General features: G+C 39.3%; 13 protein-coding genes. 10 read left to right on the top strand and 3 right to left on the bottom strand.

The annotated features are described in order from the left end of the window. Positions 1-27 precede the first annotated feature (27 nt). From ACFW0C_RS07465 to ACFW0C_RS07435, 7 genes are all read left to right on the top strand, one after another. Complete coding sequence (locus ACFW0C_RS07465) at positions 28-879, top strand: aldo/keto reductase (protein WP_378106566.1); 852 nt, start codon at positions 28-30, stop codon at positions 877-879. Positions 880-1,011: 132 nt separating this feature from the next. Then, positions 1,012-1,941: a manganese-dependent inorganic pyrophosphatase gene (locus ACFW0C_RS07460; protein ID WP_338191371.1), complete on the top strand. Its 930-nt coding sequence runs from the start codon at positions 1,012-1,014 to the stop codon at positions 1,939-1,941. A 104-nt stretch (positions 1,942-2,045) separates the two neighbouring features. Further along, a complete protein-coding gene (gene trkA, locus ACFW0C_RS07455) occupies positions 2,046-3,425 on the top strand; it encodes a Trk system potassium transporter TrkA (RefSeq protein WP_378106564.1) in 1,380 nt (459 codons plus the stop codon). Continuing rightward, entirely contained in the window at positions 3,422-4,873 is a 1,452-nt protein-coding gene (locus tag ACFW0C_RS07450) for a TrkH family potassium uptake protein (RefSeq protein WP_378106562.1), read from the top strand. Before trkA ends, ACFW0C_RS07450 begins: the two co-directional genes overlap by 4 nt. Before the next feature lie 241 nt (positions 4,874-5,114). After that, the gene (gene glpK / locus ACFW0C_RS07445; RefSeq protein ID WP_378106560.1) at positions 5,115-6,641 is read left to right on the top strand and encodes a glycerol kinase GlpK; all 1,527 of its coding nucleotides are present in this window, start codon (positions 5,115-5,117) and stop codon (positions 6,639-6,641) included. A gap of 21 nt (positions 6,642-6,662) precedes the next feature. Further along, positions 6,663-8,498: a type 1 glycerol-3-phosphate oxidase gene (gene glpO / locus ACFW0C_RS07440; RefSeq protein WP_378106559.1), complete on the top strand. Its 1,836-nt coding sequence runs from the start codon at positions 6,663-6,665 to the stop codon at positions 8,496-8,498. Between the two features lie 74 nt (positions 8,499-8,572). After that, a complete protein-coding gene (locus ACFW0C_RS07435; protein ID WP_378106557.1) occupies positions 8,573-9,277 on the top strand; it encodes an MIP/aquaporin family protein in 705 nt (234 codons plus the stop codon). 68 nt (positions 9,278-9,345) lie between these two features. On the opposite strand, the gene ACFW0C_RS07430 is transcribed toward ACFW0C_RS07435, so the two are convergent. After that, positions 9,346-9,906 carry a GNAT family N-acetyltransferase gene (locus ACFW0C_RS07430; protein ID WP_378106556.1) on the bottom strand — a complete coding sequence of 187 codons (561 nt, stop codon included), beginning with the start codon at positions 9,904-9,906 and terminating at the stop codon, positions 9,346-9,348. 493 nt (positions 9,907-10,399) lie between these two features. On the opposite strand from ACFW0C_RS07430, the gene ACFW0C_RS07425 reads away from it, so the two are divergent. Then, positions 10,400-11,470 (top strand): tyrosine-type recombinase/integrase, encoded by a 1,071-nt coding sequence (locus ACFW0C_RS07425; protein ID WP_290491563.1) that lies wholly within the window; start codon positions 10,400-10,402, stop codon positions 11,468-11,470. Between the two features lie 184 nt (positions 11,471-11,654). Here ACFW0C_RS07425 and ACFW0C_RS07420 read toward each other — a convergent pair whose 3' ends face one another. Together ACFW0C_RS07420 and ACFW0C_RS07415 are read right to left on the bottom strand one after the other, a co-directional pair. Then, positions 11,655-12,587 carry a RimK family alpha-L-glutamate ligase gene (locus tag ACFW0C_RS07420; protein WP_290491564.1) on the bottom strand — a complete coding sequence of 311 codons (933 nt, stop codon included), beginning with the start codon at positions 12,585-12,587 and terminating at the stop codon, positions 11,655-11,657. Then, entirely contained in the window at positions 12,584-13,132 is a 549-nt protein-coding gene (locus tag ACFW0C_RS07415) for a dicarboxylate/amino acid:cation symporter (RefSeq protein ID WP_378106634.1), read from the bottom strand. Before ACFW0C_RS07415 ends, ACFW0C_RS07420 begins: the two co-directional genes overlap by 4 nt. 349 nt (positions 13,133-13,481) lie before the next feature. Here ACFW0C_RS07415 and ACFW0C_RS07410 point away from each other — a divergent pair, with 349 nt between their 5' ends. Further along, positions 13,482-14,147 carry a SatD family protein gene (locus tag ACFW0C_RS07410; RefSeq protein ID WP_290491565.1) on the top strand — a complete coding sequence of 222 codons (666 nt, stop codon included), beginning with the start codon at positions 13,482-13,484 and terminating at the stop codon, positions 14,145-14,147. Continuing rightward, positions 14,131-14,862: a DUF3307 domain-containing protein gene (locus ACFW0C_RS07405; protein WP_290491567.1), complete on the top strand. Its 732-nt coding sequence runs from the start codon at positions 14,131-14,133 to the stop codon at positions 14,860-14,862. The genes ACFW0C_RS07410 and ACFW0C_RS07405 overlap by 17 nt, the downstream gene beginning before the upstream one ends. The last annotated feature ends 220 nt before the right edge of the window (positions 14,863-15,082 follow it).

The raw sequence follows: 15,082 nt of genomic DNA, 5'->3' as shown, positions 1-15,082 counted from the left end.
AACTTTGAATTTGAAGGGAGTTTTTCGATGACAATACCAACTTATACAGCGCATGACGGAACCCAAGTCCCACAAATTGGCTTTGGTACCTATAAACTTAAAGGATATGATGGGGTAGATGCTATCCAGTCAGCCTTAGAAGTAGGTTACCGTTACCTAGATTCAGCCTACAACTATGAAAATGAAGCAACAGTAGGTGAAGCTATTCGCCGATCTGGTATTCCAAGAGACGAGATTCAAGTAGCTTCAAAATTACCAGGTCGTTACCACAAATATGATGATGCCTTAGTGACTATTCAAGAATCATTAATGCGGGCTAACTTAGACTACTATGACTTTTACTTGATTCACTGGCCAAATCCAAAAGAAGACCACTATGTTGAAGCTTGGCAAGCACTGATTGAAGCCCAAAGACGTGGCTACATCAAAAATCTAGGTGTCAGCAACTTCTTACCAGAACATATTGACCGCATTGATCGTGAAACTGGTGTCTTACCGGTTGTTAACCAAGTAGAAATGCACCCTTACTTCCAACAAAAAACGCAACGCGCTTACCATGAGGAGAAGGGCATTATTACTCAATCTTGGTCACCTTTTGTTCGGGCAAATGAAAAAATTGATAAGTCAGTTTTAGAAAATGAAGACATCAAAGCGGTAGCTGCTAAATACGGTAAGTCGGCTGGTCAAACTATTTTACGCTGGCAAACCCAGCTAGGGGCTATGCCAATTCCTAAATCAAGCAAGAAAGCGCGTCAAATTGAAAATTTAGACTTCTTTGACTTCAAACTGGATGAAGAAGACTTGGCCGTATTTGATCGTTTAGATAAGCCAGATGGCCGTGCAGCCAACCAAGATCCAGCGGTGTATCAAGAATTTTAGGCAATTATCACTTGAAATAAAGTCAAAAAATCAACTTAAAAGGAATTTTTCGGATTTTTCGAAAAGTTCCTTTTTTCGAATTAATCTATGTTAAAATGTGATTATCATTGAATTCAAAAAGGAGCAATAAACGTGAATAAAATTTTAGTTTTCGGACATCAAAATCCAGATACAGATGCCATTACATCTGCTATCTCATATGCCTACTTATTAAACCAACAAGGACTTGAAGCAGAAGCGGTTGCTTTAGGACAAGTTAACGAAGAAACTGCCTATGCCTTGAATGAATTTGGTCAAGAGGCCCCACGTGTAATTGAATCTATTGGAACGCAAACCGATACAGTTGCTTTAGTAGACCACAACGAGTCACAACAATCAGTTGCCGACTTAGCAGAAGTTGAAGTACATTCAGTTGTTGACCACCACAAAATTGGTGATTTCACAAGTGCCGCACCATTAACTTTCATTGCAAAACCGTACGGTTGTTCTCAAACAATTATTTTCGAATTGTTCCAAGAAAAAGGCATCGAAATCCCTAAAGAAATCGCTGGTTTGATGCTATCGGCTATCATCTCTGATACTTTATTATTCAAATCACCAACAACAACTGAAAAAGATAAGAAAGTTGGTTTAGCTTTAGCTGAGATTGCTGGCGTCGATGTTGAAGCTTACGGTTTAGCTTTATTGAAATCAGGTACAAACGTAGACGCTAAATCTGCAAGTGAAATTGCTGATGGCGATGCCAAATCGTTTGAAATGGACGGTAAACCAGTACGTATTGGTCAAATCAATGTTGTCGATGTTGACGATGTCTTGAAACGTAAAGACGAAGTGATTTCAGCAATGAAAGACTTAGTATCTGAAAACGAATATGCTGCATTCTTATTAGTGGTAACAAACATTTTAACAAGTGATTCAGAAGGTCTTTTAGTAGGTTCTGAAGACTTTATGCAACATGCTGAACAAGCCTTTGGCGGTCAAGTGAATGACAACCAAATTGCTTTACCAGGCGTTGTATCACGTAAAAAACAAGTTGTACCACCATTAGAAGCAACATTTTAATTAAGATCTTTAGGTAAAATCGCGAAGTGCCTTCCAAACAATATGTTTAGGAGGCATTTTGTGCATTCTCACCATAACTTTTATCGCAGGTTTTAGGAGGACATATGGATATTGTCGTTGTAGGAGGGGGAAAACTTGGGGAGGAGATCCTTCATAGGTTAATTAAAGAAGGTCACAACCTGACCTTAATTGATAACGATCCGAGGGTCATTGATGATTTAATAGATGAGGTGGATATCAAGGGGGTAGTGGGTAACGGTGTTGACGTTGAAGTCCAACGTCAAGCCAATGTTCAAAACGCCCAAGTGTTTATTGCGGCTTCTCCTCATGATGAGGTCAATATTATTTCTGCCATGATTGCCAAAACTTTGGGAGCAGATTTTTTAATTGTCCGCGTGCGTAACCAGGCCTTTACAGCGCAACAAGGTTTTATCCAATCCAATCTTGGCATTGATTACCTAATTAACCAGGATAGGGCTGCAGCAAATGATATTATTCAAGTCATCGATTACCCGTCAGCAACCTTTGTGGAGCCTTTTTACCATGACCGTATGCACCTGATTAAAGTGCGGATTATGGAGAAGTCACGAATCGTCAACCAGTATATTCGCGACATTCGTCGTTTTATTCCAGAAGTGATTGTGGTGGCAGTTGAACGTAACGGGGAAACCCTTATTCCAGATGGAAATTCAATCTTATTATCAGGGGACTTTGTAGAGATTTTCGCCAAACGTAAAGCTTTACAGGACTTTTTCATTGCTGCTGGCCATAAGAAAGTCAAACGATATCGATCCGCCCTAATTGTTGGGGGAAGCCGGATTAACCACTATCTGATTCCAGTACTCCATGCTAGGGGGATTCATACCCGTTTGATCGAGCTGGATAAGAACCGGGCTTCTGAATTAGCTAATCAATTTACTAATACAGAAGTTATCTATGATGATGGAACTGACCAGTATGTCTTAAATGAACAGCGAGTAGAAAATTTTGACCTCTTGCTGACCCTAACCAACTCAGACGAAGAGAACTTGATGGTGTCGTTATACGGGAAAAATGCCGGCGTTCGCAAAACCATTACCAAAGTCAACCGTCCAGGGTTAATCCGGTTGATTGATGATAGTAAACTAGACGTGATTTTATCTCCTAGAAAGGCAATTGTAGATGCGGTAACCCGTCATGTTCGCTCAATTGCCTCTACTCAATCCGATAAGTTAGAGCACTATGCCCGTTTATCAGACAATAAAACAGCCGTCCTAGAATTCGTGTTGAGCCCAGATTGTAAAATCCTTGGCATACCGATCAAAGATATGACTTTTAGACCAGGTTTGATGATTGGTTTAATCGTCCGCAACAAGGAAATGGTTATTCCAAGTGGGGACGATACCTTTATTCCTGGTGACCATGTCCTAGTTATCGATACCGAAGACCAAATTCGGAACTTTAATGACATCGTGGTAAACAAGAATAGGAGAGATAGCGAATGAATTGGCCCTACATTCAATATTTAATTGGCCGGCTACTCATGGTCTTATCGCTATTGATGCTGCCATCATTATTCGTAGCTGTCATCTACCAAAACGGTATCAAGGTGATCTTATCCTTTGTCATCTCCATGATCATTACCTTTATTGTCGGTAAAGTCATGTCCTTTAGACAACCAGAGAAAGACGTGTTCTTTGCCCGAGAAGGTTTCGTATTAGTCTCCTTATCTTGGTTTTTGATTTCCTTGTTTGGGGCCTTACCATTCTATTTGTCAGGCGCTGTCTATTCCTTTGTCGACGCCTTATTTGAAGCGGTATCCGGTTTTACCACCACTGGGGCCAGTGTCCTAGTCGACACACTTGACGTATTACCCGAATCCTTGATGTTCTGGCGGTCCTTTACCTTACTAGTAGGGGGTATGGGGATGTTGATTTTCCTTCTTTATATCGTCCCAAATATGGGAGCAAAAGGGGTATACGTCATGCGAGCGGAGTTACCGGGACCAGCGACAGGTAAGCTTGAATCTAGGGTCTCCTCATCGATTTATATCTTGTACTTTATTTATTTACTTCTAACGGTCGTATTCGCGGTCTTACTTTGGATGGCCGGTGTACCATGGTTTGAATCCATGCTACTGTCTATGGGGACGGCCGGAACAGGGGGCTTTAACATCTATCCTAGCTCCATCGCTCATTACGATTCAAGGGTTGTTGAAACGATTTTGTTGGTCGCCATGTTTACCTTTGGTTTAAATTTCAACTTCTTCTACCTTGCTTACGAAAGACGTTGGAAGGAAATCTTTAAAGACGAAGAGTTGAAATGGTATATCTATATCATTTTAGGGGCCTTAGCCATTATTTCCTTGGCCTTAATCCCTTATTACGATAACTTCTTCCGTATGATACACGATGTGCTCTTTAATATCGTGTCCATCATGTCAACTACTGCTTATACCACAGTAGATATACTAGAATGGCCGATAGCTGCCCATACCACCATTCTATTGTTGATGTTTGTCGGTGGCATGTCAGGGTCTACAGCGTCCGGTCTCAAAGTTATCCGTATAGGCATTTATTTGCGGTCTATTAAACGTGAAATCCAGCATTTACTTGCACCAAATAGGGTGATTCCTATGACCTATAACGGCAAACGTATCGAGAAAAATGTCCACTACGGAATTGTTTACTATCTGATGACCTATCTAGCCGTATTCGTTTTAATCCTGGTGGTTTTGTCATTTGATGCACAGAACTTTTCATCCGCATTCTCAGCGACTATTGCCACTATTTCAAATATCGGTGGGTCCCTTGATTTACTAGGGCCGTCACAAGATTATGCGTCCTTGTCTGATTTTTCAAAAATCGTCATGTCAGTAGGGATGATTATCGGCCGTCTAGAAATTTATCCAGTGGTCATTTTATTATCCAGATCCACTTGGCGAAAATTCTAACCACCACTTGTATATACAATTTTGTTTTAATCTGGTTAAAACAAAGGGGGTTGCGCTATGTAAGCGCATCCCTTTTTTATAGATTTATCGCCACTTTTAGGACTTGACGTCAATATTTTGCAATGCACATTTGTATTTTTTTAAATCAATTTTCTAGCATTTTTCATTTTTATGGGTTATAGTTTCTAAGTAATGAAAGCGCTTATTTACCGATAATTTTCAATTTATAGGAGGATTTTTAATGAGTGAACAAGAAAAATACATTATGGCAATCGACCAAGGGACAACTTCATCACGGGCTGTAATTTACAACCATAAGGCTGAACCTATTGCTTCTAGTCAAAAAGAATTCGAGCAAATTTTCCCTAAATCTGGTTGGGTTGAACACAATGCCAATGAAATTTGGAATTCAGTGCAAGCAGTTATCGCAGGTGCCTTTATCGATGGGGGCTTACGTCCGGACCAAATCGCTGGTATTGGGATTACCAACCAACGAGAAACAACTGTTGTTTGGGACAAAGAAACGGGTAAACCAATCTATAACGCGATCGTATGGCAATCTCGTCAATCTGCACCCATCTCTGACAACCTAATTGAACAAGGATTGAAAGAAAAAATCCAACAACACACTGGTTTAGTGGTGGATGCTTATTTCTCAGCGACCAAAATTCGTTGGATTTTAGACCACGTTGAAGGTGCCCAAGAGCGTGCCGAAAAAGGCGAATTGCTATTTGGTACGATCGATACTTGGCTATTATGGAAATTAACCAATGGTGAAGTCCATGCGACTGACTACTCTAATGCCTCTCGTACCATGTTAATGAATATTGAGAAACTTGAGTGGGATGATGAAATGTTAGCTATGCTAGACATTCCAAAAGTCATGATGCCAGAAATTCGCTCAAACTCAGAGGTTTACGGTCATACTGTTGGCTTCCACTTCTATGGCTATGAAGTACCCATTTCTGGTATGGTTGGGGACCAACAAGGGGCACTATTTGGTCAATTAGCAACTGAAGAAGGTACAGTGAAATCAACTTACGGTACTGGTGCCTTCATCGTGATGAATGCGGGTAGCGAGTTGAAACTATCGCAAAATAACCTATTAACAACAGTTGGTTTTGTGATTGGCGACAAGGTAACGTACGCCTTAGAAGGGTCTGTATTCGTTGCTGGTTCAGCGATTCAATGGATTCGCGATGGTTTAGAGTTAATTGATAATGCTGCTGAGACTGAAGCTTTAGCCAATCAATCAACAAATGAAGATGAAGTCTACTTAGTACCAGCCTTTACTGGGTTGGGTGCGCCATACTGGGATTCTGACGCTCGTGGTGCAGCATTTGGTATCACACGCGGGACGACAAAAGCTGACTTCGCCAAAGCAACTTTACAATCAATTGCATACCAAGTTCGTGACATTACTGATACAATGAATAAGGATACTGGTATCGATATTCCATTACTAAAAGTTGATGGTGGTGCAGCAATGAATGGTTACTTGATGCAATTCCAATCAGACATTACTGGTATCGAAATTGCTCGTGCTGCAAACCTTGAAACAACTGCTTTGGGTGCTGCTTATCTAGCAGGGTTAGCAGTTGGTTACTGGAAAGATATAGACGAATTGAAATCGTTTACCCAACCAGGACAAACTTTCGAACCGAAAATGAATGGCTCACATAAAGAAAATCTATATGCGGGTTGGACAAATGCAGTTCGTGCTACACGTGCATACTCACAATATTTTAAAGAAGAAGCAAACGACTAATACGTAGGAGGTATAGTTTTAATGCCTAAATTATCATTTAAGTATAGAAAAGAAACAGTCGAACAATTAAAAGAAAACCAATATGATTTATTCATTATTGGAGGCGGTATCACAGGTGCTGGTGTAGCGATTCAAGCTGCTGCATCAGGCCTAAAAACGGCCTTAGTGGACATGCAAGACTTCTCGGAAGGGACTTCAAGCCGTTCAACTAAACTAGTCCACGGTGGTATCCGTTACTTGAAAAACTTCGACCTAGAAGTGGTTTCAGATACAGTAACTGAGCGTGCAACTGTACATAACATTGCACCACATATCCCTCAACCAGACCCAATGTTAATGCCTTTATATGACGAACCAAAAGTGACGTTTAATCCATTACGCCTACAAATCGCTATGGATATCTATGACTCACTAGCTGGTGTAAAAGACTCTCAATACGCCAACGAAATGTTGTCTAAAGATGAAGTTTTAAGTCGCCAACCAGACTTAATGGCTGAGGGTTTAATCGGTGGTGGTAAATACCTAGATTTCAACAACAATGACTCACGTTTAGTGATTGAAAATATCAAACAAGCAAACGATGATGGTGCTGATTTATTAAGCCACGCTAAAGTTGTTGGTTTTGAATATGAAAATGACAAAATAGTTGCTGTTAAAGTTGAAGATTTACTATCTGGTGAAACATTTACAGTGAAATCTCATGTTGTGATCAACACGACTGGTCCTTGGTCAGATACAATCCGTCAATTAGACGGGTCTGATGAGAAACCAGCGCAAATGCGTCCAACAAAAGGTGTGCACTTTGTCGTAGATAAATCTAAATTGACAGTATCACAACCAATTTACTTTGACACAGGCGAACAAGACGGCCGTATGGTCTTTGTTTTACCTCGTGAAAACAAAACCTACTTTGGTACAACAGATACTGACTACACAGGTGACTTTGAGCACCCAACAGTGACTCAAGAAGACGTTGATTACCTATTACGTGTTGTTAACCACCGCTTCCCGAATGCCAACTTATCGATCAATGATATTGAAGCTTCATGGGCAGGTTTACGTCCCTTAATTGATTCAAATAATGCTTCTGACTACAATGGTGGTGACGCTGGTCGTTTATCAGAACGTAAATTTGATGAATTAGTGACCTTATTCGATGACTACAGCAAAGATAAAGTTGAACGTAGCGTGGTTGAGGACAAATTACAAGATTTAGGTTCTAATACTTCTGAACGTGGTGATGGAAGCCCATCAAGCGTATCACGCGGTTCAGACTTATCTGTTTCTGACTCAGGATTATTTACCCTAGCTGGTGGTAAACTTACTGACTATCGTAAGATGGCTAAAGGGGCAATGGAAAAAGTAATCCCTGCTGTAGCTGAACTTAGTGGTAAAAACTATGATTTAGTTCAGTCATCGACTTATCCAGTGTCTGGTGGTCAGTTTGATCCAAGCAACTACGAAACAGCTATGGAAAAATTTGCTAATGTTGGTGTTGCCCGCGGTTTAACTTACGGTCAATCATTAAAATTGGCTAAATTATACGGATCAAACATGAATCGTGTAGTAGCCTACTTACCAGTAGCTAAGGAATATGCAGCTAAATATGACTATCCAGTGGATATTGCAGTTAGCTTAATCTATGCATTAGAAGAAGAAGGCGTATACACACCGTTAGACTTCTTCGCACGTCGTACAACATTAATGTTATTCCAACATGACAAGATGCTTGAAGTGAAAGATGCTGTAAGCCAAACAATCGTCGACCACTTTGGTTTAGACCAAGCTACAGCTGATCAACAGAACAAAACATTAGAAGAAGAAATTGCCAAAGCTGAGTTACAATACTTAAAATAAATCATTGTTCGGAGGTACGGCATTCGTCGTACTTCCAATATTAGATGATAAATAAAATCATGGGAGGTTTTGATATGAATGGATTTATTGGTGAATTAATTGGAACTTTTTTGTTAATCGTACTTGGGTGTGGTGTTAACGCTGGTGTAAACTTAAGTAAGTCAAATGCCAAAGATAGCGGCTGGATTGTTATCACGATGGGTTGGGCTTTAGCCGTTACTATTGGTGTGTACGCTTCTGGTTTCTTATCAGCTGCCCACTTAAACCCTGCGGTTACGATAGCTTTTGCTATCAATGGTTCATTTGCTTGGGGTGAAGTAGTTCCTTATCTTGCTGGACAGATGATTGGTGCAATTCTAGGTGCTACCACTGTATGGTTAGCTTATCATGAGCAATTTGAAGCAACTAAAGAGGAAAGTTCAATTCTAGGAACCTTTGCGACAGGCCCACAAGTTGATAGTCCAGTTTGGAATTTAATGACTGAAATTATTGGTACTGCTGTATTAGTTGTTGGGGTTATGGCTCTAGGTGCAAACCAAATTTCAGACGGTTTAAACCCAATGATCGTTGGTATCATAGTAGGGGCGGTAGGTCTTTCATTAGGTGGTCCTACAGGATACGCTATCAACCCGGCTCGTGACTTAGGTCCTCGTATTGCCCATGCCTTCTTACCAATCTCAGGTAAGGGTGGTTCAAACTGGGGCTACGCTTGGGTGCCAATTGTAGGCCCTATCATTGGTGCAATCATTGCAGCCTTAGTATATAACTTGGTATTATAATAAACTTTCAAGCATAAAACAAAACCCAGAACGTTTGTTCTGGGTTTTTGTTTGGTTATTTTTATATTTTATTCAAGAGGGCGAATGTTTTTTTCCAGGTAGACAACGTCTAGCCACTGGTCGAATTTGTAACCCATATTCTCACAGACACCAAATTGTTCAAAGCCATGTTTCTTGTGGAATTTTAACGATGATTCGTTGGTTCCAGTGACTTGTGACACGAGTTTATAGATATGAGGGTAATTGTCGATGATTTCTTGTTCTAGCGCTTGATATAAGCGACTACCAATGCCTCTAGCCTTAACGTGGGCATCTAGATAGATAGAAATCTCTTTAGAAGGTCGATAGCCTTCATAAGCACCAGCGTCAGAGGTGTAAGCGAAACCGATGACTTGGCCGTCATAATCAGCCACTAGAAAGGGGTTGATGCCGATACGTTCAGTAATTTGTTCTTCCTTTAAGGAAACGTCAGTTAGGGCGATTCTAAAAGAAATGGTCGTATTTTGAATGTAATAATTATAGATAGCCGTTAACTGCGATGCATCAGCAAGTTCAGCAGGACGGATGATCACTTGGTCATTTTCTATAGTATCTATGGTCGTTTCAGTATAAGATAATGGGTCTGTCATAAAAAAATCTTCCTAACTTTTTAGTTTAATACCATCATATCATTAGAGATTAATTGAGGCTAATACAAAATGTTATCAACGAATGATAGGTAGAGGACATCATAGATTGGACATAGAAATTGAATATTTAAAATACTTATTGCTTTAAATAATATATGTTATGTAAACTAATAGATATAGACAACTATATATAGGGATACTCATGGATACACAGACGGTTTTTGACGCATTTCTGTATCATTTATATGGATTACTGTCATAGACTGTTTTAGATTTACCATAATCTTTCTCACTAAGATATTTATTTGGTGTGCTCCTCACTTCAATGACTAAACTTTATATCGTTAAGTTTCTCCAGCTAATTGATTTATCGACTTATTATAATAAATTTCAGCAAATCCAGTCAGCTTCTTCATTTATTCTCAAATACCAATCTATCATTAAGAACGTATGTTTGGTATAATTGATTTTAGTATTTGAAGGAGTTTTACATATGGACAATTACTTTGATAAGGAATCTTTCTACGAACTATATGCCGACTATCTATCACAGAAGCAATCTAGCACTAAGGAAAGCTATTTGAAGAACATCAAACCATTTTTTATTTATATGGAGAAACAAGCGATCACGCATCCAACTTATCATGATATTGAACGCTATTTTGACGATTTAATCAATCAGCCGAGTAAGACGTATATCCTAATCAACGATATAGACTATGATGACGTCTCTGAGGAGCAACGTCGTGCATTGGACCAGTTTCGCTACAAAGACCGGACCATTAAGTCATACCGTAACATGCTCAACCAGTTCTTTAAATGGTTAGAACGAGAAAATCTATATGAGAATATTGTGGCTAGAGCTAATAATAATATCCCGATACCACACGGCCACGCAAAGGATGCACTTGATATTGAGGACGTTGAAAAGTTGCTAGATTACCTTAAATCAACCACGGATACGCTAATTGGTAAACGTAATTATGCACTTATATTACTTGCTGTCACTACTGGGTTAAGGACCATTGAACTCAGTAGAGCCAATTTTGAAGACGTTCAACGACGTGGTTTGAACACAGTTATTTATGTACAAGGTAAAGGTCGCCGTGAGAAAGATGAATTCGTCATTATTCCCCGTAAAACCAAGGAAGTTGTGCGAGATTATACACGCTTCCGTGAGGACCAAGGTATCATGATTAATACTGACTTAGCGCCTTTATTCGCTTCGCACGGTAATCGTAATAAAAGTGGTCGTATGTCAGCTCGGTCAATTTCTAGGGTGATCGCGAATGCTTATGAAGCTGTTGGGATTCATTCATCTAAAATTACGCCACATTCACTGAGACATACCGCTGCAACCTTAAGTTTAATTAACGGCGGTAACTTAAGGGAAACGCAAAAGATGCTACGGCATTCTAGTGTCCGAACCACGGAAATCTACGCCCAAGATTTAAATGAAGACTTGAATACTTCTAGTCAGTTGATTGAAGATCTTATTGACCAATCAAGAATTATCAAAGATTTAGAAGATAAAAGCAAAGATAATAATTTGCAAATACCCTGATTATAAATGACAAAGGCCCCCTCTCTCAACCATGGATTTGGGGGCGGTTACTAGAAATGTTGAATAAATGACTGTTTGCTTTCGCAGATAAAGCTAGGGTATTTGTTTGCTATTTAAACTCCCTTCTATGTCCGCTAAGGGTAATTAGCAGACATAGACAGTAAATACATTTGCTATCTCTTTTTTATATTTTCGCTAATAAGTCACCAAGATATTCAGCTAGTGCTAACATGCCAAATTTTTGTGCAACCCCTTCAGCGTCTGCATTGTAATTTGTATTGGTGTTAACGTCATAGGCCCACTTCTGTCCATCTGCCGTTACAATAAATTCCACTGCTGCTACTTGGATATTTTCAGCTTTTAAAAAGTTTTCAATCTTATGAATTTCTTCTTTGCTTAATACCCCGTCAACGATTTGGAATTTATCTGGTGTAGATTGGACCTGCCCCTCAATTGGAATCTGGCAGTTATCTGCCGGGCACAATTCAAAACCGTCTGAAGAATCGATGCTGACAACATAATGAAATTTACCACCAATAAATTCTGACCGGTACACCCTACCGTTTACTGGTTTAACGTAGGCTTGAAGTAAACTAATCCCATCAACTGAATCTTCAAAGAAATCACTATTAACATAGTCTTCTAGGTCTTCAATTCGCTCAAATAGGTTTACCCCAAGTCCTTTACCTGCCCGGTTGTGTTTAATTATAAATGGGAAAGTATCGAGTTTTTTAGCAGCATGGATAACTTCTTTTTTACCAACTGCAGCAATCGTTTTAGGCGTTTGGATATCTGCTTTTTGTAAGGCTAAATACTGCTTAATCTTGCTGACTTCAAGTTCAATTGCGCGACTACCGTTTACTACAGTGGCCTGATGGCTTTCTAACCATGGTAAAACTTGACTAGTTAATTCAGGTGCATAGCGGTGGTCTCTTGTGTGTGACGAAGCAGAAATCCGATTATAGAAAACGCCTGCTGGTGGTGTTTCTTGAATATCCACTATCCCTGTGTCTAGAAACCAAGTGTCATAAGGAATAGACAGTTGGTCAAGTCGTTTAGTTAAATGTTTTGTCCAATCATCGTTTTCGTGGATGATATATACTTTCTTATCGGTCAAATTGTTGCGCCTTCTTTCTTTTTAATTTTAGTGAATTCTGGCAATTGTGCGTCTTCTGTTTTGGCAATAATAGTCGCTGCTAAAGCATTTCCAACCACATTTAAGGCTGTTCTACTTGCATTAGCGAAGAAATCAATGGATACCAGTAAGGCAACTGCTTCAGATGGTATCCATTGATTCGCAGTAGCAAGAAGCACGACAATGGCCCCTGATGGTACTGTAGCGTTTATTTTGGTAATAAAAGTAAGAAATACTACTAAAACGACAAAATCAGAAATCGTTAATGAAGCATCATATATGTTCATTATAAAGGAAATGGCTAAAGATACATAGATAGCTGCACCGCCTAGATTTAGTGTGTAGCCTAGGCACGTTACGCCTGATGAGATTACTTTTGGTACTTTATTTTCTTCTAAACAGTCGCTAAGTGATGGTAATACAACACTTGAACCGCCTGTAATGAATGCGATAAAACTCAAGTCAGAGATGGATTTAAATAATGAAATATAGGATACGCCAAAACTGTAAGCAATGATGGGATAGATTACTAAGGCGGCTGTTAGGTATGCTTAGTTTTTTTTAACATACATATTCCTCCAATCATTTATCAAGATTTGCTTTCATTTGTTAACAATAGGTCTCTAATAGCTTGTCTCGTAGTATAGCACTCAGGATTTTATGATAAATGATCGAATATCGGTCATTAGTGGTCTAAAAATGAAACACATCAATTTTCGAACAGGCGTGATGTAGTGTATACATTGCGAAGTATGCCGGAAATAAGGGCAATTTTTATAAATTTCCTAAATAAGGGATATTTTTAACCATTTTAATTTCCGTTATAGTGGCAATTAAAGGTAATTTCCGTTATAATGGACATCAAGGAGGTGCCTCATGTCTAAGAACTATATAGCGATTATCGGTGACTTAATTGATTCAAAAAAATCAGCTGACCGAGAAAACTTACAAGAAAACTTATTAGAAAGTTTTGCTACAATTAACCAAAACTACGGTGACATCATCGCGTCAAAATTAACGATAACCTTAGGTGATGAATTTCAAGTGTTGATTAAACCTCATTACCAAGTGTTTCAAATGATAGATGACATCCAACGACTCATTCCCCACCCCATTCGCTTTGGGATTGGTTACGGGTCAATAGCCACAGAGATTGATCCTGAAGTCAGTATAGGCGCAGATGGCCCCGCATACTGGCACGCTAGAAGCGCCATTGAATCAGTCAAGCAACACGATTACAGCGGTAATTTACGTCAAGCCTTTTTTGGTCTAGAGAGAAAAGACGACACCATCAATACCCTGCTCTTACTGACGGATACTATCCGGTCAAGTTGGACTAAAACCCAGCTATATGTCTTCAATGGACTTTTAGAGACGGGGATTTACCAGCAATCGTTTAATCAAAAAGCACTTGCTAAAAAATTAGAATTATCTCCCTCAGCTTTAAGTAAACGACTAAATTCAGCCAATATTAAAATCTATCTAGCTGGAAAAGAACAGCTGGCACGTTTCATTCAGGAGGTCGATGATACTGATTCATAATGCCATCACACTCGTATTATTAATTGCTCACTTTCTAGGTGATTACCATTTTCAAAGTGAGAAACTGTCAGAAGCCAAGAGAAAGAGTCACGCCGCTCTTGCTAGACACCTAGCTATCCATGGATTACTTTTGTTTATATCATGGATACTCACTTGGCAGTCGGATATGATTCTCTTATTTTCAGCTGTATGGCTAGGACATATCATAATTGATTTACTGAAGGTGACCCTACAGCGGAAGTGGATATTCCAGGCAGAACCGATTCCTTATATTTATCTGGTTGATCAATTGCTACACATTTCATTGATTGTCGTCTTAAGTCAGGTTGTTTTTCCGGCATCCCGTGACGTCTCCGTATCCTTACCTACATTGGTCTTGAAATGGACCTTACTGACGGTATTAATAACCAAACCCGCGAACGTTACCTTTAAAGTGCTTTTCAATCAATATCAAAATTACACCGACGATAAAGTTGACCAAACTGAAATAGTCACTGTTCCTGGTGCAGGCGCTATGATTGGGAATTTAGAACGAATTTTATCAGCTATATTCCTGTCATTAAATGCCCTATCTTCCATCGGCTTAATCTATACTGCAAAGTCTATTGCCCGCTTCAAACTGATTGAGGAGAACCAAGGATTCGCCGAATACTATTTAATCGGTACCTTATTTTCCATTCTATTTGTCGTCGTATCATACTTTTTTATATTTTAAGAGACATCTAACTTAGCGATTTAGGCGATTGTTAAGTTAGATTTTTTTTGTGACGCTCTTCACTTAAACTTATAAGATATATTTGCGGTTCTACAAACCTATGTAAGCACTTTAATTTTAATCTTTTTTCGTCAAAAGTTTGATATTAGTCAAGGAAAACGACAATCTGACTAGCGTATACTTGGGTGGTGAAATAGTACACAATATACTGAAAGTGGTG

Origin of the sequence: Aerococcus sp. NPDC058936 (assembly GCF_042741995.1) — a bacterium.
GTDB lineage: Bacteria > Bacillota > Bacilli > Lactobacillales > Aerococcaceae > Aerococcus.
The sequence above is the reverse complement of the archived record's forward strand: the minus strand, read 5'-3'. Positions and strand labels throughout refer to the sequence as shown.